Source organism: Arthrobacter sp. TJ-254, assembly GCF_058269175.1.
In genome coordinates this window covers 293,384-312,473 of sequence record NZ_JBZCNF010000005.1, presented here as the reverse complement: position 1 = coordinate 312,473, position 19,090 = coordinate 293,384, and the positions used below count along the sequence as shown (strand labels likewise).

Genomic DNA, 19,090 nt, shown 5'->3' with positions numbered 1-19,090 from the left:
CAGTGGTGCCGGGTCAGCTGAGGTTGCTGGTGCGAATACCTGCGAGCTTAGTGCAACCCGGATTTCTCCGGGCTGCAGGCCGCTTCAGGTGGTGGGTGCTGCTGGTTAGCTGTGGAGTGGCTTGCCGGCCAGGGCCAGTGCGGCTTCTCCGAGTGCCTCGTTCTGGGTGGGGTGCGCGTGGACGAGCTGGGCGACGTCCTCGGGGTAGGCCTCCCAGTTGACGATCAGCTGGGCCTCGCCGATCTGCTCGCCCATGCGGCTGCCGAGCATGTGCATGCCGATGATGGGCCCGTCCTTCTCGCGGACGAGCTTGACGAGGCCGCCGGTTCCGATGATCGAGCTCTTGCCGTTGCCTGCCAGGTTGTACTCCTGGGTCTCCACCCGGTCTTCGCCAAGCTTTTCCTTGGCTGCCTTTTCGGTGTAGCCGACCGACGCGATCTCGGGCTCGCTGTAGGTGACCTTGGGGATGTTGAGGTCCTCGACGATGACCGGCTTCAGGCCTGCGATTTCCTCGGCCACGAAGATGCCCTGCTGGAACCCGCGGTGGGCCAGCTGCAGGCCGGGGACGATGTCGCCGACTGCGTAGATGTTGCCGACGCCGGTGTGGAGGCGCTCGTTGGTGATGACGAAGCCGCGGTCGAGGGTGAGCCCGGCCTCTTCGTAGCCGAGGTCGGCCGTCACGGGGCCGCGGCCAACGGCGACGAGCATGAGGTCCGCCTTGAAGGTCTTGCCGTCCTCGAGGGTGGCTGTGACGCCGTCGTCGTGCTGCTCAACGGCCTTGAAGCGGGTGCCGGTGTTGAACTTGATGCCGCGCTTCTTGAAGGCGCGCTCGAAGGCCTTGACGATCGTCGCGTCCTCGTTGGGCACGAGGGAGGGGAGGGCTTCGATGATTGTGACGTCGACGCCGAAGGACTCCCAGACGGAGGCGAATTCGCAGCCGATGACGCCGCCGCCGAGGATGATGGCGCTCTTGGGAACGCTGTCCATCTGCAGGGCCTGGTCCGAGGTGATGACCTTGCCGCCGATCTCAAGCCCGGGGAGGGTGCGTGAGTAGGAGCCGGTGGCGAGAATGACGTTCTTGCCGGTGTAGGAGATTCCGTTGACCTCGACCGTGTTCTGGGAGGTCAGACGGCCGGCGCCTTCAATCACGGTGATGCCACGGGACTTGATCAGGCCCGTCAGCCCCTTGAACTTGCTGGCGACGATGCCTTCCTTGTAGGCGTTGACGGCGCCCATGTCGATCGCCTCGAAGGTGGCGTTGACTCCGTATTTGCCTGCCGAGCGGGCGCTGTCGGCCACCTCTGCAGTGTGCAGGAGCGCCTTGGTGGGGATGCAGCCGTTGTGGAGGCACGTGCCTCCCAGCTTGCCCTTCTCAACGAGGCCAACGGTGAAACCCAGTTGGACCGCCCGGAGTGCGGCGGCATAGCCACCGCTTCCCGCGCCGAGGATCAGGATGTCGAATTCTTGCGCAGCTGCCGTATCGGCCACTTTGACGCTCCCTCGCGTAAGCAGTGACGCGCCGAAGCGCGTCGGTGATTGATTGTGCCAAATTGCTTGGTGATCAGGCTTTACCCTATCCCCAGATTCCGCCCGCGACCACCTGAAATGGGGCAATGTCGGGCGCTTGTGGGCAGACTCACGCTGCTGCCGGAGGCGGTGCCCCGGCAGCAGCGGCGGGGTCTAGGAAGCGCGTTCCAGGACGTCCTCGACGTAGGCGAGGAGCGTGCGCACTCCCACACCCGTTCCGGCCTTGGGCGTGTACCCGTAGGGCGAGCCCTCATTGAAGGCCGGCCCGGCGATGTCCAGGTGCGCCCACGGAATCTTCTCGCCGTCGACCTGCCCCACGAACTCCCGCAGGAAGACCGCGGCGGTCATCATTCCGCCGGAACGTTCGCCGATATTGGCGATGTCGGCGACCTGGGAGTCGAGGCTGGCCCGCAGTTCCTCGGGCAGCGGCATCGGCCAGAACTGTTCACCGGAGCGGTCGGCGGCTGCCTTGACTGCGTCGCGGACACCCTCGTCGCCCATGACCCCGGAGACCCGGTTGCCCAGCGCGACGACCTGGGCCCCGGTGAGGGTGGCGATGTCGAGAATCGCGTCGGGGCGTTCCTCGCTGGCGGCGGCCAGGCCGTCGGCCATCACGAGGCGGCCTTCGGCGTCGGTGTTGAGGACCTCGACGGTGCGTCCGCCGTAGGTTGTCAGGACGTCCTCGGGCCGCTGCGCGGTCCCCGAGGGCATGTTCTCGGCCAGGCACAGCCAGGCGGTGACCTTCGCCGGAAGCCCGAGCTCGGCGACGGCCAGCAGGGTGTTGAGGACGGCGGCCGCGCCGGCCATGTCGAGCTTCATTGTCTGCATGCCGGCGGCGGGCTTCAGGGACAGTCCACCGGAGTCGAAGGTGATGCCCTTTCCGACGAGCGCCAGGTGGACCTTGGACTTGGTGGGGGAGTATTCGACCTTCACCATGCGCGGCGGGCGCGACGAGCCCTTGCCGACGCCAAGGATTCCGCCGTAGCCGTCGCGTTCGAGCTTCTTCTCGTCCATGACCGTGACCTTGACGGGAAGGCCCTTCGCAAGGTCCTTCGCCGCCTGGGCGAAGGTCTCGGGGTAGAGGTGGCTGGGGGGCTGGTTCACCAGGGTGCGCGTGGCGTTGACGCTCTTGCCCAGTACGGCGGCCCTGCGCAGGGCCGCCGGCAGGGCGGGATCGTGCGCTGCCGGCGTGTGGATCAGGACGGCGCCAACGCCGTTGTCCTTCGGGGGAACACTCGAGCCGTCGGCGCCGAGGTTGGAGCGGTAGCCCTCGTACGTGTAGGCACCGAGCGCTGACCCTTCGGCGACCGCCGTAGCTTCCCCGACGGTCGGTGCAGGCAGCGCAACGACGACGGTGCCGGTGCCCTTCAGCTGCCGCAGCGCCGCTCCGGCAGCCCTCCGGAGGGTCTCGGCGGAAAGCGCCGTGCCCGGCTTCCACGCGCCGACCCCGGTGAGGACGAGGGAGTCGGATCCGGTGTCGGGCAGGCCAGGCATCCTTCGAACCTCATCGGCAGCCCCCGTGATGCCCAGCACCTGGAGGGAATCGCCGAGCGCCCGCGCGGCCTTCGCCGACAGCGGGCTGTCAAGCAGCACCGGCCCCTCGGGAGTTTTGCCGACCCCGATAACCAGGGCGTCACTTGGTATTTTCTTCAGGTCTTTGGCGACGGCCGTCAGGGTGGGCTCGCTTGGCTTCATCACGAAGGTAATTCCTCATTTCCAGATGAGATTCCAGGGACTGGACTGATTGGGGATCCGGTGCAGGGCAGCACGGAGCCCGTACTTTGATCGTAGTCTGTCGGTCGCCGTGCAATTGCACCCGCGGAATGAAAGCGGGGGCGGTCGGCGTTGAAGAGACGAGGAAGAAAAGGACGCGCGCATGAATGCGCGGAGTCCATCCGCAGGGAGGAAGCAATGCTGGATCCACGCACACTGTTTGATCTGAACACCGAGTTGAGCCCGGAGAACCTGTTGGGACTGCCGCTGCTCGTGAGCCTCGGCGGATTGTCCGACGCCGGCCAGGTGGTGTCTCAGGTCGGCGAAGAGCTGTTGGATACCCTCGACAGCGACCCGGTGGCGATCTTCGATACCGACCAGCTCGTCGACTACCGGAGCCGGCGCCCGCGGATCGTGTTCGACAAGGACCATCTCCGGGACTACCAGGCGCCGTCCATCGAACTCCACCGGCTTTACGACGGCCTGGGCGAGCCGTTCCTGCTGCTCACCGGCCTGGAGCCGGACCTGCAGTGGGAGCGTTTCGTGGCGGCGGTCCGGTCCCTGGCCGTCGAGTACCAGGTCCCGCACGTCTCCTGGATACAGGGAATCCCCATGCCCGTTCCCCACACGCGTCCGATCGGCGTCACCGTGCATGGCAACCGCGAGTCCCTTATCGAAGGAATGAATGCCTGGCGGCCCGTCATGGATGTTCCTGCATCGGTTGGGCACCTGCTCGAACTGCGGCTGATTGAGGCCGGCTTCGCCGTCGTTGGCTACGCCGTGCATGTTCCGCATTACCTCGCCGAGGCCGAATATCCGCCGGCTGCGGTCGCCGGTCTCGAGTACCTCGGCGCGGCAACCGGGCTGATGCTTCCCACCGACCGGCTGCGGGAGTCGGGCCGCGAGGTCGAGCGCCAGGTGGCCCGGCAGGTCGACGGTTCGCCCGAGGTGCAGTCAGTGGTCAGTTCCCTTGAGCAAAGCTACGACGAGCGGGCGGGAAGCGTCGAGCGGCGTTCCCTGCTCGTCAAGGACAACAGCGAGCTCGTCAGCGCCGAGGAAATCGGCGCCGAGGTCGAGGCCTACCTCGCCAGCCCGCAGGCCGAAGAGGAATCAACGCTGCTTCGCGATAACGGGTCCGAGCCCGACACCGACCGCGGCGATGGCGTGCCCCCGTCGCTGTAGCAGCTGCTCCAGCCGGGGATCCTAGCCAATCAAGGCGAGCAGGATCCCCGGGCCGGTGACCGCGCCCAGTGCCGCGGCTGCGAGGATGCATCGCGTCAGGACCTGCTTTCGCCACGCCGCCCGGGCGCTGGCCAGTTCAAGTGGTGCGCGCTGCATCACCTCGTAAGTCAGTGCCATCCGTTCCTGGTCGGTTCCGGCAAGCGGCGCGGTCCCCGAAAGCAGACTGATACGTTTCGACGTTTCATCGGCAGGCCAGGATCCGGCCCCCGGGTCCGCATGGCCGTGTCCCGCGCCGGAGCCCAGCGGAGGCACCAGCCAGTTCATGCGCACCCCCTGCAGCGTGGTGACGGCGGCGCCAATCGGATCCGCTTTGACAAATCCGTGCTCGCTCCACGCAACCTTGGCCCGCTCGACCTCGAAGCTGAAGCCCACGTCGGCTCCCTTGTGCCTGATCAGCAGCTCAACGCGCTGCTGGCCCGATCCTCGCCGCGAGGAGGGAAAGCCCTGCGGTGCGAGGCGGATCTCCGCCACGTGGAGCCAGTGAAATGCGGCAACGACCCGCGGTGCTGCCCCTCCGCCCAGCAGCAGGACGCCGTTCCGGTCGGTGAAGACCGTGAAAAGTTCAGGAAGGCCTGCCACGCCGGGCCGGACCTGCCTCAGCGCCTCGAGGAATCGGGCATCCCGGCGGCCCTGCAGAACCGTGAACGGAGGCAGCTCGCGTGCGATCGAAAAGAAGGCGAGCGAGCCGCGCGCGTACCGGCTGCCCAGCACAAGGGCGATGAGCCCCACCGCGAGGACTTCAATCCCAATAACTGCAAGGAGACCTCGCCACGCCCCGAGGGGTGGGCCCTCGAAGAGCGCCTCGATTGCGGTCCAATGCGCGGCAAGGCATGTCAGCACGGCCGCGGGGATCAGGAGCGCCGCGAGGATCAGCGAAAGCCGCCGGTCGCGCAGTTCCGGCTCGCGCTGCCGGACGTGCTGCTCGAACGCCTCGCCTGCGGTCCGGGGAGCCGCCGGGGAGTCGACGGTGTAGACCGACCCAGGTGACGCCCGGGAGCCACCCGCGCCGGACGGCGTTCCACCCGGACGGCTTCGCCCGGCGTAGTGGAACGCGCCCGCCTGCTTGCCGCGGGCCGCCTTCCCCGCCCGCATCAGCAGCACCCTGGCGAGATACATCAAAAACCGACGAAAGCCGGTTAGGGCCGCGAATCCGCCGGCCAGGAGCAGCGCAAAGAGGAGGTAGTCATTGCCCGCCATCGAAGCGAGCGCGGCTACCAGCACCCCAAGCACGATGATCAGCGCGACGATGCGCGCACGACTGCTGCCCATGATCCCCCAAACATGTCAGCGGGCCGGTTTTCGCCTCCGCCGCTCCGAGTGTAACCTCAAGCTCCGCCATCGTTGCAGGTTTGCAATGCCGCGCCAGGCGGGCAGCCCGGCCGGCCGCGCTACCCTGAGGCATGAAATCGCCAGTGCTTCCCCGCCCGCTCCGATGGCTCGCGGTTTCCGCCGCGCTCCTCCTGGCGGGATGCGGGCAGCAGGGCGGGGCGGCCCCGCTTGCGTGCACCGAAATCGGCGCCCACGACGGAGTGAGCGTGACGGTCGCCGCGGACACCGCCGACACCGTGACCGCGGTTGAGCTCGAAGCCTGCTGGAACAACCAGTGCCGGCCAGGGGACGTCGAACTTCATCCGGGAACCTACATCTCAAACGAAGGCTGTGACTCCCTCACCTGTTGGGCGGAGTCGAGCCCCGACGGCACAAGCGCCGGCTTCGCCGTCATCGAGGGACTCCCGGAAGGCGACCTGACGGTGAGAGCAACAGTCAGCCACTCCGACGGCACGCAAAAGAGCTGGGAGGCGCAGGTGAGTACGACGGCGGTGCACCCGAACGGCGAGCAGTGCGAGCCGCACGTGCGGCAGGCCGGCGTCCTGCTCGACGCTTCAGGCCTGCGCAGCGCCTGATCGCGTCCGCCGCGCCGGCCGGAGTGCGCAGGAGGGGGCTCCTCCACCAATAATGGAGGGGTGAGCGGATACCGGGCATGGCTGGTGTGGGGGACAGGGGTGGTCGCCTACCTCATTGCCGTGACCCAGCGGACGAGTTTCGGCGTCGCGGGGCTCGAAGCGACGGAGCGCTATTCAGCCAGCGCCTCGGCGCTCTCCATTTTCACGGTGGTGCAGCTGCTCGTCTACGCGGCGCTGCAGATTCCCGTGGGGGTGCTGGTGGACCGGGTCGGTCCGCGTTTCCTCATCCTCGCCGGGGCGCTGCTCATGGCCTTGGGGCAGGTGCAGCTTGCTTTTTCGGAGACGATCACCGGCGGAATTGCAGGGAGGCTCCTTGTCGGTGCGGGCGACGCGATGACCTTTATTTCGGTGCTGCGGCTGCTTCCCGCCTGGTTCGAACCCCGCAGGATCCCCGTGCTGACACAGTGCACCGGCATCATTGGGCAGCTGGGCCAGGTTGTGTCGGTGGTTCCTTTCGCCGCACTGCTCGGCGCCGCCGGGTGGAGCACCGCGTTCCTCTCGGCCGCCGCGATGTCGGCGCTCGCCGTCGTCCTCGCGGTGGCACTCATCCGCGATGCCCCGCAGCGGCAACCCCGGGCGGCTGCAGGCCTCCGCCAGACCGGGATCTCCCTGGCACGGGCCTGGCGCCAGCCGGGCACCCGCCTCGGGCTGTGGTCCCACTTCACCGTTCAGTTCCCCGGAACGGTGTTCGTGCTGATCTGGGGCTACCCCTACCTGGTGCGGGCCGAAGGGGTGGACCCGGTTGGCGCGTCGGCGCTCATGACGCTTTTCGTCGCCGTGGGCATCGTGTCTGGCCCGCTGCTTGGGCTCTATGTCTCCCGGCACCCCCTGCGGCGTTCGACCATGGTCCTGGCCATCGCGGCAGGGATCGCATGCGCCTGGCTTGCCGTCCTGCTCATGCCCGGGACGGCGCCGCTGTGGCTGCTCGCCCTGCTTATCGTGGCGCTGGCCCTGGGCGGCCCCGGGTCGATGATCGCCTTCGACTTCGCGCGCACCTTCAACCCGTCGTCGCGGATGGGCACGGCCACCGGCATCGTGAACATCGGCGGTTTCGCTGCCTCGCTGATCGCCATGTACGGAATCGGGCTGATCCTTGACTACCTGTACGCCGCCGGCTTCTCCGGGAACGACCTCTACGCCCTTGGCTCGTTCCGGATTGCGATGGCCTTCCAGCTCGTCATCCTTGGTGCGGGTGCGGCCGCGATACTGATCGTCCGGCGCACGGTGCGCCGCCAGATGGCCGAGCAGGGTGTGGTCGTGCCGCCGCTCCGGGAAGCGCTCGCCCGGGAACGCGCCCGCCGGCGCGCCGAACGGGTCCGGCGCAGCGCTGAGGGAAACCAGACGTAGGCCGGTGATCGAGGCATTCCTTGCGGGCGCAGCCGCAGGCTATGGGATCGCCGTTCCGTTAGGGGCGGTGGGCGTGTACCTGGTGTCCCTCGGGGCGCGCCGCGGCTGGAAAGTGGCCGCGGGCGGGGGACTGGGTGCGGCGGCGGTCGACGGCGTCTACGCGGCGGCGGCGCTCCTGGCCGGCGCGGCCGCGGGGTCGGTCATCGAACCCATTCAGGTACCCCTGCGGGTCGTCTCGGCCCTGGTGCTCGCGGCGGTCGGACTGATCCTGCTGCGCCCGGCGTTCCGGCCCGACCAGGCGGCGCGGGCAAAGCCCGCAGGAGAGGAACGCTCCGTGAGCCCCGCCCGTGCGTTCCTCGCCGTTGCGGGGCTCACCCTGACAAACCCGACGACGGTCATCTACTTCACCGCCCTGATCGCGGGACGGGCCTTCAGCGCCGTCGAATCGGTTCCCGAGCGGGGCCTGTTCCTTGCCGGGGTCGTTGGCGCATCGGCCAGCTGGCAGCTTCTCCTCGCCGGCGCCGGGGCGTCATTCCGCCGCGTCCTGCTTGGCAGGAGGGGTCGGCGCCTCACGGCACTGGTCGGGGGATCGATCGTGATGCTCCTGGCAGTGAAGACCGCTGCCGGGGCCTGACCTCCACGGTTCTCAGGCGTTGGGGAGCTCAGGCCCGGCTGGACCGCGGCCGCGCATCGCACGGCCGGCCCGAAGCCCGGTCCACAGGAGGACAACCACAACGAGCCCCGTCACGACAAGGCCCAGCCCGGAGTAACCGAGAACTGTCAGGACCGGCCCGGCGAGCGCCCCGCCCAGCGCCCCCGCCACGTTCATCGACAGGTCGGAGACGCCCTGGAGGGCCGAGCGGCTTTCCACCTCGACGGATTCGGCGACCAGCGCCGACCCGGCCACGACCGAGGCGGACCAGCCCAGGCCCAGGAGGATGAGGCTGACGGTGACGGCCGCGGCGGAATCGGCACCGGCCCATGCCAGCAGCAGTGCGCCGAGCAGCAGCACCTGACCCGTGAGGATGCCGGCCGTCCTTCCCGCGCGGTCGGCCAACCAGCCGAACACGGGGGAGAGGGCGTACATGCCGGCAACGTGAAGGCTGATGGTCAGGCCGACGACGGCGAGCGTGGCGCCATGGTCGCGGAGGTGCACCGGGGTCATCGACATCAGCGCCACCATTGCGGCGTGGCTCAGTGCCACGCTGACCACCGCGTAGCGTGCCAGGGGGTTGCTGCGCAGGATGGAAATCCCGCCCTGCCGGGACGCCTGGTCGTGAACGGGGCCACGGAGGCGGAGCGCGGTCAGCAGGGGATCCGGGCGCAGGCCCACCCGGTATACGACAGTCGCGGCCACCTGGGCGGCAGCGGAGAACGCGAAGGCTCCAGACAGCGGAGGCAGTCCAAGGTAGGCCCCCAGCGCTTCACCGGGCTCGAACAGGTTCGGGCCGAGGACCGCCCCGATCGTGGTGAACCAGACGACGAGGGACAGGTCCCGGCCGCGGGTTCCCGTCGAGGCGAGATCGGTTGCTGCAAACCGCGCCTGGAGGTTCGTCGCCGAGCCGGCGCCGAGCAGCATCAGCGCGATGAGCAACAGCGGGAAGCTCGACAGCCCTGCCGCGACGATGGCCAGCACAGCGCCGGTGCCTGCGATCAGCGCCCCCGAGGACAGGGAGATCCCGCGTCCCCGAGCCTGGGCGAGGCGTGCCAGCGGGACAGCCAGCAGTGCGGCTCCGAGGGTGCTCATTGTCGCGGCCATCCCCGACCAGGCGGTGGAACCGGAAATCTCGGAGGCAAGCAGGGCACCGAGCGACAGGGTGGCACCCATGCCGATCCCACCAAGGATCTGCGCCGCGGCAAGGATACGAACCACGCGCCGCTGCAGGGGATCACCGCCCGCCGTTGCCAGGGCCGCGTCGATTCCTTCGGCGGGGCGCCGCGATGTCGGCTGGTTCCCGCTCATATCGTCCTCATGTACCTACTAATACACGCAGAGCGTCGAAACCGGCCCGTCTCCGGCCGCCGCATCCCGAACACCGTTCAAAGGTTCTCCACATAGCCGTCGGGTGCCGCCGCGGCGGGAGGTCAACGGGGAATGCTCAAGGGATGGCAACCGACTCTCCGCCCCTGCGCATCACGTCTCCGGCCGACATCCTCGCCTATATTCCCCACGCACTGGGCTTCGGGCCCGTCGAGAGCCTGGTCATGGTGACCCTCTCCGGGCGGACCATTGGTGCGACGCTCCGTGTGGACCTGCCGCCTCCCGGCGATGATCCCCGGGCATTCGCTGCGGGAGTCTGCTCCTACCTGTGCTCCGACGAGGGAGCCGACGCGACGCTGATGGTCCTTTATACCGACGAGGGCTGGAACGCTCCGGCCACCCCTCCGCGCCAGGCGATGGCAGAGGCCCTCGGGCAGGCACTTGCAGCGGCGCGGATGCCGCTCAAAGACGCCTGGCTGGTCTCGGCGACCCACTGGCGGGAGTATTTCTGCGTGGACCCGGACTGCTGCCCGTGGCCCGGCCGCCCCGTGACCTCGATCGAGGAGAGCGCGCTCAGCGTGGAACTGATCTTCGGGGGCAGCAGTGTCTCCGCCTCCGCCGAGCTCGCCGTCGACCGGGCACTCGCCTCGGCGCCCCCGGACCCGGCCCTGCGCGAAACAGTCGGGCACCGCGTCAGCGCCTACGCGCGCGCCTGCGCCGGGCGCTGGCAGACGGAACCTCAGTTCCTTGCCACCCTTAAGGCATGGGATGAACACATCGCCCGGCCCGACGCCGTCGAGCCGGGCAAGCTGGATCCCGACACCGCGGCATTCCTGCTGGCGAGCCTTACCTCAAAGGCGATCCGGGACTCGGTGCTCGTCCTCGCCGGCCTAGGGTTTGACGCCGCCGTCCGGGGTGCCCGCGCCTGTGCGCTGCTGCAGAATTCCTCGCCGGGAGGACCCCGGCTGGATCCTGTGGTGCCCCCGCAGCCGGCACCCGGGCCGGCAGGGCCCCGGGCGCTGGAACCGGAGCAGCCGGCGCTGCCCTTGCCGCCGGCACCCGGGCCGGGTGCGGCGTCCGGCGGCTCCGATCCGGTGCCCCTCGACCCGCGCGGGTCCGAGGAGGCGGCCCGCGTCTTCGCCGAACTGCTCGCGGGACGGTACGAGGGCAGGCCCCGCTGGGAGCGCGTCGACGCCGCCTCGGCCCTGCTGCTCCAGCTCGGACGGCTCTCCGCGGGGGAGGCGGGTGCCGCGGCCTACTCGATGCTGGCGTGGTTCGAGTACGCCCGCGGGCGGTGTTCGCGGGCATGCGCCTATCTTGATCACGCCGAGGCAACCGAACCGGGCTACCGGCTCGCCCGGCTCCTGCGGGAACTCATCCTCAATGGCGGCGTGCCCCTGTGGGCGCGGCGCCGCCACTCCGCGTGGGGGCCGGGGGCGGATGCGGCCCGCGGACGTCACCCCGGGCCGCGCCCCTAGCCGGGGGCAATTCACGTGCACCGCCAAAGCGTGAGACAATCTAAACGAGACCCGGTGGGGTCCGTGCATCAAATGGAGCCGTGTTGGCTCCGGTGTCTGTTGCGTGAAGCGCAGGTACCGGGAACAGCGCAGTCCGAGGAACGAGTCCTTTCTAAGGACTCCAGTCCCCGGTTTCCGTCTGAAATCAAGCACGGACTTGACAGGGTCATAGTGGTGTTGTCCCCTTGACGGCACCGCACACCGCGTCTGAAAGGTTCTCTGTGTCGGTCAAGAAGACAGCAGCGCCAGTTTCACTGGAAGCTGGCCCCACCACAACAAAGCGCAGGGCGGCCGCTCCCAAGAAGGCCGCCCCCAAGGCTGCCGCAGCCAAAACGCCGGTGAAGGCTTCACCCGACGCCACCAGCCCCGTCGACGCAGTCGATGAGATTCCTGAGATCCCCGACGCACCGGCGGACTTGGACATCGAGGAAGTAAAGACCGAGGCCGCCGAGGCGGAAACGGGCACCACCACCGGATTCGTCTATTCCGACGCGGACGACGACGACGCCCCCGCCCAGCAGGTCGTCTCGGCCGGAGCCACCGCCGACCCCGTCAAGGACTACCTCAAGCAGATCGGCAAGGTTGCACTGCTCAACGCCGAGCAGGAAGTCGACCTCGCCCTGCGCATCGAGGCCGGACTGTTCGCCGAAGAGAAGATCGCCGCCGACCCGGACATGGATCCGAAGCTGCGCCGCGAACTCGAATGGGTCATCCATGACGGAAAGCGCGCCAAGAACCACCTCCTCGAGGCGAACCTGCGCCTCGTCGTCTCCCTGGCCAAGCGCTACACGGGACGGGGAATGCTCTTCCTTGACCTGATCCAGGAAGGAAACCTGGGCCTGATCCGTGCGGTCGAAAAATTCGACTACACCAAGGGCTTCAAGTTCTCCACGTACGCCACCTGGTGGATCCGACAGGCGATCACGCGCGCCATGGCCGACCAGGCGCGCACCATCCGCATCCCGGTCCACATGGTCGAGGTCATCAACAAGCTCGCACGCGTGCAGCGCCAGATGCTCCAGGATCTGGGCCGGGAGCCCACCCCGGAAGAGCTGGCCCTCGAGCTCGACATGACCCCCGAAAAGGTCGTCGAGGTCCAGAAGTACGGCCGGGAACCGATCTCACTGCACACGCCCCTGGGCGAGGACGGCGACTCCGAGTTCGGCGACCTCATCGAGGACTCCGAGGCCGTGGTTCCCGCCGACGCCGTCAGCTTCACCCTGCTTCAGGAGCAGCTCCACTCGGTGCTCGACACGCTCTCCGAGCGCGAGGCCGGCGTCGTCGCCATGCGCTTCGGCCTTACCGACGGCCAGCCGAAGACTTTAGACGAAATCGGCAAGGTCTACGGAGTCACGCGCGAGCGGATCCGGCAGATCGAATCGAAGACGATGTCCAAGCTGCGCCACCCGTCGCGGTCACAGGTGCTGCGCGACTACCTCGACTGACAGACCCCGGCGCAGCCGCCCGGTCACAGCGCAGCCGCCCGGTCACAGGGCGGCCGATAGACACAAGGAAGGCCCCCTCCGCGGAGGGGGCCTTCCTTGTGTCTATCAATGCCCGTCCACACCCGGGCCGCCCCGAACGGAGGGGGCCCGGTGGAATCCGGACTCAGGCTTCGCTGACGACGGGCTTCTCGTTGAGCCGCTCAGTCTCGTCGAGCCACTCAGAGGTGAGCGGCTTCAGGTTGGCTTCGACGCTGCGGGCGTGATGGCCGCAGAACAGAAGCTCTCCACCGGAGGACGAAAGGACCGCGCGCACGTAGGCCTGGGCTCCGCAGCGGTCGCAGCGGTGCTGGGCAGTTAACTCTCGGGTTGCTACTGCAGTGGTCATGAATGCCTCCTCATGTGGATCGTGTATTCATATAACCATTATTCGTTGCCGATCCTTCGCAGGGTTGGTGGTCTTTCGCTCCCGGCGTACCCGGGCACTTTCTTGACTTTGTGGCCGCAAGCTACTGATTGGCCGCCGTCTCGGGCTCGTTTCGCTTCTGCCAGGGCCAACGCCCTGTGATCTCGAGCTCAAGCGAGAAGCTGAGGAAGGTGCGGATCAGTACCACGAGAGCAAGGACGCCCACGGATTCGAAGGTGGGTGTCACGGCAACCGTGCGGATGATGTCGGCGGCCACAAGCAGCTCGAGCCCGAGTAGGATCGACCGGCCGAGGCGGCGGCGGTAGGTCTCGTAGGTGTCGGCGCGGCGGCGCAGCAGGGCCCCGGCCGCGAGCACTGTGGAGACAGTAGCTCCAATCACAATGGCGATCACGCCCGCAGCGTCGACGGCCTTGCCGACGGTTTCCATGGTTTCAAGGAAGTCCATTGTTCTCCTCACAGCGCTGGCATTGTGGCTCGACCCTACAGTCCGGGCGGCACCGCCGGGCCAGCCTGCGCCGAGTGGTCGGTGGCGGGTAATAAGCTGGTCAGTGGTGTCCGGCGGCCGCTTTCGGCGGCCGGGCCCGCTCATAGTGCCGCAACCCGCCGAGGAGATCGCCCAAACGTGACCCCACTAAGTTCCGACTACACCGCCCGCCACCTCTCCGTCCTCGAGGGCCTTGAGGCGGTCCGCAAGCGGCCCGGTATGTACATCGGCTCGACGGACTCGCGCGGGCTCATGCACTGCCTGTGGGAGATCATCGACAACTCGGTCGACGAGGCACTCGCGGGCTTCGGCCAGAGCATCACGGTGATCCTCCACGCCGACGGCTCCGTCGAGATCCATGACGACGGCCGCGGCATCCCCGTCGACGCCGAACCGAAGACCGGGCTCAGCGGCGTCGAGGTCGTTTTCACGAAGCTTCACGCAGGCGGAAAGTTCGGCGGGGGTTCCTACACCGCCTCGGGCGGCCTCCACGGCGTCGGCGCCAGCGTGGTCAACGCTCTCTCGGCCCGGCTCGATGCCTTCGTCGACCGGGGCGGCAAGACGTACAAGATGTCCTTCCGCCGCGGCGAGCCCGGCCGGTTCATCGATGGGAAGTCGGTCTCGCCGACGGCGACGTTCGAGCCGTTCCTCGACAGCTCGCGCCTTGAGGTCGTGGGGACAACCAAGCGCGGCGTGACCGGCACCCGCATCCGGTACTGGGCGGACCGGCAGATCTTCACCCCCGACGCCAAGTTCTCCTATGAGGAGCTCGAGGCGCGGGCCCGCCAGACGTCCTTCCTGGTGCCTGGACTGCGGATCACCCTGCGCGACGAACGGCGGCTGCCCGGCACGCCCGGCGAGGCCGGACCGGTCGAAGAGGTCTTCCAGCACGACGGCGGCATTTCCGAGTTCGCCGAGTTCCTCGCCGTCGACGCCGCAGTGACCGACGTGTGGCGGATCCAGGGCTCCGGGCGGTTCAGAGAGTCGGTGCCGGTGCTCGATGACCGCGGCCACAGCCATATGGCTGAAGTGGAACGCGACTGCGACGTCGACATCGCCCTTCGCTGGGGCATCGGGTACGAGACGACGATGCGCAGCTACGTGAACATCATCGCCACCCCCAAGGGCGGCACCCACCAGAGCGGTTTCGAGCAGGCGCTGCTGAAGACCTTCCGCAAGGTCATCGAAGCGAACGCGCGCAAGCTCAAGGCCGGCAACGACAAGATCGAGAAGGACGACGTCTTCGCCGGTCTCACCGCCGTGCTCACCGTCCGGCTCGCCGAACCGCAGTTCGAGGGGCAGACAAAGGAGATCCTCGGCACCTCGGCGGTCAAGGCGATCGTGGCAAAGGTGGTGGAGAAGGAGATTACGGCACGGCTCAACTCAACGGCCCGCGGCGACAAGACCCAGTCCGCGCAGCTGCTCGAGAAGGTCGTGGCCGAGATGAAGTCGCGTATCTCGGCGCGCGTGCACAAGGAGACCCAGCGGCGCAAGAACGCCCTCGAGACCTCCTCGATGCCCAGCAAGCTGGCCGACTGCCGGATCGACGATCCCGAACGCTCCGAACTGTTCATCGTCGAGGGCGACAGCGCCCTGGGAACCGCGAAACTCGCCCGGTCCTCGGACTACCAGGCGCTGCTGCCCATCCGCGGCAAGATCCTCAACGTCCAGAAGGCCTCGGTGGGCGACATGCTCTCCAACACCGAGTGCGCGGCCCTCATCCAGGTGGTGGGGGCCGGGTCGGGCCGCAGTTTCCAGCTCGACGCCCGGCGCTACGGGAAGGTCATCCTCATGACCGACGCCGACGTCGACGGCGCGCATATCCGCACCCTGCTGCTGACGCTGTTCTTCAGGTACATGCGGCCGCTGGTCGAGGCGGGACGGGTCTATGCGGCTGTGCCGCCGCTGCACCGCGTCGAGGTGATCAATCCCGGCTCGAAGCCCAACGAAATGGTCTACACCTACTCGGAGCAGGAGCTGCACCGGCTCCTTGCCGCCATGGAGAAGGCGGGCAAGCGGTTCAAGGAACCGATCCAGCGCTACAAGGGCCTTGGCGAAATGGATGCCGGCCAGCTGGCGGAGACAACAATGGACCCCCGGCACCGGACGCTGCGCCGCGTGCGCATCCAGGAGGCGGAGTCGGCGGAGCGGGTCTTCGAACTGCTGATGGGAAGCGACGTCGCACCGCGCAAGGACTTCATCGTGGCCGGCGCGGCGACGCTCGACCGCGAGCGCATCGACGCCTGAGCCGGGCGGCCGGGCCGTGAGGGCCGCCGCCTGCGTCAGCCCAGCAGTTCCGGGGCGATCAGCACAAGCGGCGGCACGACGAGCAGGAGCCCGGCGGAGCCGAGCGCGGCTCCGCGCTGGAGGATCGACAACGGCTTCAGCGGTGTGAGCAGCCGGCGCAGGCGGTGAACGGTCGTGTGGACCGCGTCCTCCGGTGCGCCCTCCCCGGCCGGCGCCAGGGGCTGCAGGTTTTCGACGGCCGGGGCCGACGCATCGGGCAGCGCGCCGGGGGACCCGGAGGCGACAACCGCGATGGCACGCACCAGCGCCGCCTCATCCACCCGGCGGAGTGCCTGGTCGTCCGCGAGCATTTCGATGAGCTCGGTGACTGCCGCCTGTGCCAGTCGGGTCGTCGGCAGCCAGGGCAGCGCCGCCCGCCACGCGGCGAAGGCCCAGAGCAGGAGGTGGTGGCGCTGCTGCAGGTGCGCGTTCTCGTGGATGAGGACGGCGTCGAGTTCCTCCTGGGAGAGCAGCTCAAGGAGCCCGTCCGACAGGACCGTGACCGAGCGCGACCCGCCGGGCAGGCAGTACGCCACCGGGGCCGGATGGTTGATCACGAGGGTGGCTGGGCTGTCGTGTGCCGGTGAACTCAGCAGCCCGAGCATGTCCCGGTGGCGCCGGCGCTGCCGCTGGATCCGCACATAGGTGAGCATGAGGGTGAACACGAGGTGTGCTCCGAGCAGGGTTGCCGCGCTCAACGCGAAGACGTGCACTACCCCGAGGGTTTCAGCCGGACGCCCCTCGGCCAGGACGAGCCACAGCCCGCCCGCGGCGGAGAGCAGGTTGTCCCCGAGCGGTTCAAGGCCCCACACCAGCATCGCGCCGATCATCGAGAGCCCACCGGCGAGGGCGATTGACTGCCAGAGGATCATGGCGGTGAACGGCGACCTGGCCGGCCATGCCGCACGGGAGAGAGCGATGGGCACCGGCCACGCGAGAAGCACCGCGAGGGCGGCCAAGAAGTATGACGCCCAGAACACGGTGTGCTAGCTGCCGAGCAGCTTGCGCAGTGTCTGCGCTTCGGCCTCCGAGACGCTGCCGATGAACCGGGCCAGGACCGCTTCACGGTCGGGAGCCGTGGCGAACACTTCGTGCATCAGCTCGGCGGTGTGGTCGGCACGGCTGGTGACGGCCTTGTACCGGTGCGGCCTGCTGTTGCGTTCGCGCTGGACGAGGCCCTTTTTCTCGAGCCGGGACAGCACGGTCAGGACAGTCGTGACCGCCAGTTCCCGGCCGGTTTCGGCTCCTTCGGGAACGAGGGCGATGGCGTCGCGCAGCTCATTTGCGGTGATTGCTCCGGGGGTTCCCCACAGCAGGTCCATTACTGTCCGTTCGAGGTCTCCAAGTGTTGCCATGATCTTCCTTTGACGAAATCCGATGTCGCGTGTCGGCGGTGCCGATCACCTAAGGGGGGAGCCCCGGGACTGCCTATGGGTATAACATACCGCGTTTCGGCCGACCTTTCTACACCTCGTAGAATCGCTCCGAAAATTGTTCTACGCTATGTAGAAGAAACTTTTCTACGAGCTGTAGAAACGATGCCGCGGGAGCGCGGAGAACGTGAAAGGGCCCTATGGAAGCCTTGGAGATTGCCCGGTGGCAGTTTGGAATCACAACCGTCTACCACTTCCTCATGGTCCCGCTGACCATCGGCCTCGGCCTGCTCGTAGCGGTGATGCAGACCCTCTGGTACCGCACCGGGGAAGCGGCATACCTGCGGATGACGCGTTTCTGGGGAAAGCTCTTCCTCATCAACTTCATCATGGGCGTGGCCACCGGGCTGGTCCAGGAGTTCCAGTTCGGCCTTGCCTGGAGCGAATACAGCCGGTTTGTCGGTGACGTCTTCGGCGCACCCCTGGCCATGGAGGCCCTTCTCGCCTTCTTCGTGGAGTCGACCTTCCTCGGCCTCTGGATTTTCGGCTGGCAGCGCCTGCCCAAGCTGCTCCACCTGCTGTCCCTGTGGGCCGCCGTCCTGGCTTCGGTCCTCTCCGCCTACTTCATCCTCGTGGCCAACTCCTGGATGCAGCACCCGGTCGGGTACGCACTGGTGGACGGCCGCCCCGTCCTGAACGACGTGTGGGCGGTGCTGACCAACAACACCGCGCTCGTGGCCTTCCCCCACACCGTGTTCGGCGCCCTCGCCGTCGCCGGGGCGTTCCTGCTCGGCATCAGCTGGTACCACCTCTGGAAGCGCCGCAACGACGGCATCGACACCGTCGACGCGGAGGGCAGGGTCCAGGCCGGCGCCGGCACCCCCGCTGCCCCGTCCCGGGACGCGACCGACCACCGCGTCTGGCTGCGCTCGGCCCGGCTCGGTGCCGTCGTCGCCATGATCGCCTTCGCCGGAACCGCCGTCTCCGGCGACCTGCAGGGCAAGCTCATGTTCGAGCAGCAGCCCATCAAGATGGCCGCCGCGGAGGCCGCCTGCCACGACGGCACCGGATTCTCCGTACTCTCCATCGGCAACCTCGGCTCCCAGAGCTGCGACGACATCGTGGCACTCATCGAGGTGCCCGGGGTGCTCTCCTTCCTGGCCAACGGCGACTTCACCACCGAGGTCAAGGGCGTGAACACCCTGGTGCCCGAATACCAGGAGAAATACGGCACGCACCTGCCGGACAACCCGATCTACGGCGAGCGCGCGGGCACCGAGATCGAGTACCTCCCCGTCCTCGAGGTCACCTACTGGGGGTTCCGCATCATGATCGGCTTCGGCGCGGTCGCCGCAATGGCGGCAGCCGCCGCCTTCTGGGTGCTGCGCAAGGGCACGGTCCCGCAGTCGCGGTGGCTCATGCGGCTCGCCGTCTTCGGCATCCTCGCCCCCTTCGGCGCCAACGCCGCCGGCTGGATCTTCACCGAAATGGGCCGCCAGCCCTTCGTCGTCGCACCCAACCCAGACTTCGCCGGCATCGACAGCGTCTTCATGTTCACCGCCGCCGCGGTCTCGCCGGGGGTCACCGTTGCCGAACTCCTCACCTCCCTCGTGGCCCTCACGCTCGTGTACGCGGTGCTGCTGGTGATCGAGGTGCGGCTGCTCTTCACCTACGTCCGGGGTGGGGTGGCCGCGGCCATGCCCGAACTTGCCCACACCCCGGAAACCCACGACGACGGCGGCGCACACCGCGCCGACGACGGCGACGTCCTCTCCTTCGCGTACTAA

General features: G+C 68.1%; 16 protein-coding genes. 8 read left to right on the top strand and 8 right to left on the bottom strand.

The genetic code is table 11. The annotated features are described in order from the left end of the window. Positions 1–105: 105 nt before the first annotated feature. Both lpdA and AC4D14_RS15815 read right to left on the bottom strand, forming a co-directional pair. On the bottom strand, positions 106–1,488 hold the full coding sequence (gene lpdA / locus AC4D14_RS15820; protein ID WP_490903604.1) for a dihydrolipoyl dehydrogenase: 1,383 nt from the start codon (positions 1,486–1,488) through the stop codon (positions 106–108). Positions 1,489–1,680: 192 nt separating this feature from the next. After that, on the bottom strand, positions 1,681–3,225 hold the full coding sequence (locus tag AC4D14_RS15815) for a leucyl aminopeptidase (RefSeq protein WP_490903603.1): 1,545 nt from the start codon (positions 3,223–3,225) through the stop codon (positions 1,681–1,683). 213 nt (positions 3,226–3,438) lie between these two features. Between AC4D14_RS15815 and AC4D14_RS15810 the strand changes: the two genes are divergently transcribed. Continuing rightward, the gene (locus AC4D14_RS15810; RefSeq protein WP_490903602.1) at positions 3,439–4,422 is read left to right on the top strand and encodes a proteasome assembly chaperone family protein; all 984 of its coding nucleotides are present in this window, start codon (positions 3,439–3,441) and stop codon (positions 4,420–4,422) included. A 21-nt stretch (positions 4,423–4,443) separates the two neighbouring features. Here the strand turns inward: AC4D14_RS15810 and AC4D14_RS15805 are convergent, their stop codons facing one another. Continuing rightward, complete coding sequence (locus tag AC4D14_RS15805; RefSeq protein WP_490903601.1) at positions 4,444–5,751, bottom strand: hypothetical protein; 1,308 nt, start codon at positions 5,749–5,751, stop codon at positions 4,444–4,446. Positions 5,752–5,882: 131 nt separating this feature from the next. On the opposite strand from AC4D14_RS15805, the gene AC4D14_RS15800 reads away from it, so the two are divergent. The 3 genes from AC4D14_RS15800 to AC4D14_RS15790 are packed head-to-tail and all read left to right on the top strand — an operon-like array spanning position 5,883 to position 8,427. Further along, on the top strand, positions 5,883–6,386 hold the full coding sequence (locus tag AC4D14_RS15800; protein WP_490903600.1) for a hypothetical protein: 504 nt from the start codon (positions 5,883–5,885) through the stop codon (positions 6,384–6,386). 60 nt (positions 6,387–6,446) lie between these two features. Then, on the top strand, positions 6,447–7,793 hold the full coding sequence (locus AC4D14_RS15795; protein ID WP_490903599.1) for an MFS transporter: 1,347 nt from the start codon (positions 6,447–6,449) through the stop codon (positions 7,791–7,793). Positions 7,794–7,797: 4 nt separating this feature from the next. After that, positions 7,798–8,427, top strand: coding sequence for a LysE family transporter (locus tag AC4D14_RS15790; RefSeq protein ID WP_490903598.1), 630 nt, complete (start codon positions 7,798–7,800; stop codon positions 8,425–8,427). Positions 8,428–8,439: 12 nt separating this feature from the next. Here the strand turns inward: AC4D14_RS15790 and AC4D14_RS15785 are convergent, their stop codons facing one another. Further along, positions 8,440–9,756: an MFS transporter gene (locus AC4D14_RS15785; RefSeq protein WP_490903597.1), complete on the bottom strand. Its 1,317-nt coding sequence runs from the start codon at positions 9,754–9,756 to the stop codon at positions 8,440–8,442. Between the two features lie 143 nt (positions 9,757–9,899). Here AC4D14_RS15785 and AC4D14_RS15780 point away from each other — a divergent pair, with 143 nt between their 5' ends. After that, complete coding sequence (locus AC4D14_RS15780) at positions 9,900–11,252, top strand: DUF4192 domain-containing protein (protein WP_490903596.1); 1,353 nt, start codon at positions 9,900–9,902, stop codon at positions 11,250–11,252. A 293-nt stretch (positions 11,253–11,545) separates the two neighbouring features. Beyond that, positions 11,546–12,736 carry an RNA polymerase sigma factor gene (locus AC4D14_RS15775; protein WP_490903702.1) on the top strand — a complete coding sequence of 397 codons (1,191 nt, stop codon included), beginning with the start codon at positions 11,546–11,548 and terminating at the stop codon, positions 12,734–12,736. 163 nt (positions 12,737–12,899) lie between these two features. Here the strand turns inward: AC4D14_RS15775 and AC4D14_RS15770 are convergent, their stop codons facing one another. After that, complete coding sequence (locus AC4D14_RS15770; RefSeq protein ID WP_490903595.1) at positions 12,900–13,121, bottom strand: DUF7455 domain-containing protein; 222 nt, start codon at positions 13,119–13,121, stop codon at positions 12,900–12,902. A gap of 121 nt (positions 13,122–13,242) precedes the next feature. Further along, positions 13,243–13,605: a DUF1622 domain-containing protein gene (locus AC4D14_RS15765; RefSeq protein ID WP_490903594.1), complete on the bottom strand. Its 363-nt coding sequence runs from the start codon at positions 13,603–13,605 to the stop codon at positions 13,243–13,245. A 177-nt stretch (positions 13,606–13,782) separates the two neighbouring features. Here AC4D14_RS15765 and AC4D14_RS15760 point away from each other — a divergent pair, with 177 nt between their 5' ends. Beyond that, positions 13,783–15,891 carry a DNA gyrase/topoisomerase IV subunit B gene (locus tag AC4D14_RS15760; RefSeq protein WP_490903593.1) on the top strand — a complete coding sequence of 703 codons (2,109 nt, stop codon included), beginning with the start codon at positions 13,783–13,785 and terminating at the stop codon, positions 15,889–15,891. A gap of 35 nt (positions 15,892–15,926) precedes the next feature. Here the strand turns inward: AC4D14_RS15760 and AC4D14_RS15755 are convergent, their stop codons facing one another. Further along, on the bottom strand, positions 15,927–16,910 hold the full coding sequence (locus AC4D14_RS15755; protein WP_490903592.1) for a M56 family metallopeptidase: 984 nt from the start codon (positions 16,908–16,910) through the stop codon (positions 15,927–15,929). A gap of 6 nt (positions 16,911–16,916) precedes the next feature. Next, on the bottom strand, positions 16,917–17,285 hold the full coding sequence (locus AC4D14_RS15750) for a BlaI/MecI/CopY family transcriptional regulator (protein WP_490903591.1): 369 nt from the start codon (positions 17,283–17,285) through the stop codon (positions 16,917–16,919). Between the two features lie 218 nt (positions 17,286–17,503). Between AC4D14_RS15750 and AC4D14_RS15745 the strand changes: the two genes are divergently transcribed. Continuing rightward, positions 17,504–19,090, top strand: a complete 1,587-nt coding sequence (locus tag AC4D14_RS15745; RefSeq protein WP_490903590.1) for a cytochrome ubiquinol oxidase subunit I — start codon at positions 17,504–17,506, stop codon at positions 19,088–19,090.

What these genes read in the sequence shown, in the direction of transcription:
- AC4D14_RS15785 (WP_490903597.1), bottom strand. Translation starts at nt 9,756, where the DNA reads ATGAGCGGGAACCAGCCGACATCGCGGCGCCCCGCCGAAGGAATCGAC.
- AC4D14_RS15800 (WP_490903600.1), top strand. Translation starts at nt 5,883, where the DNA reads ATGAAATCGCCAGTGCTTCCCCGCCCGCTCCGATGGCTCGCGGTTTCC.
- AC4D14_RS15765 (WP_490903594.1), bottom strand. Translation starts at nt 13,605, where the DNA reads ATGGACTTCCTTGAAACCATGGAAACCGTCGGCAAGGCCGTCGACGCT.
- AC4D14_RS15805 (WP_490903601.1), bottom strand. Translation starts at nt 5,751, where the DNA reads ATGGGCAGCAGTCGTGCGCGCATCGTCGCGCTGATCATCGTGCTTGGG.
- AC4D14_RS15750 (WP_490903591.1), bottom strand. Translation starts at nt 17,285, where the DNA reads ATGGCAACACTTGGAGACCTCGAACGGACAGTAATGGACCTGCTGTGG.
- AC4D14_RS15780 (WP_490903596.1), top strand. Translation starts at nt 9,900, where the DNA reads ATGGCAACCGACTCTCCGCCCCTGCGCATCACGTCTCCGGCCGACATC.
- AC4D14_RS15810 (WP_490903602.1), top strand. Translation starts at nt 3,439, where the DNA reads ATGCTGGATCCACGCACACTGTTTGATCTGAACACCGAGTTGAGCCCG.
- AC4D14_RS15745 (WP_490903590.1), top strand. Translation starts at nt 17,504, where the DNA reads ATGGAAGCCTTGGAGATTGCCCGGTGGCAGTTTGGAATCACAACCGTC.
- AC4D14_RS15770 (WP_490903595.1), bottom strand. Translation starts at nt 13,121, where the DNA reads ATGACCACTGCAGTAGCAACCCGAGAGTTAACTGCCCAGCACCGCTGC.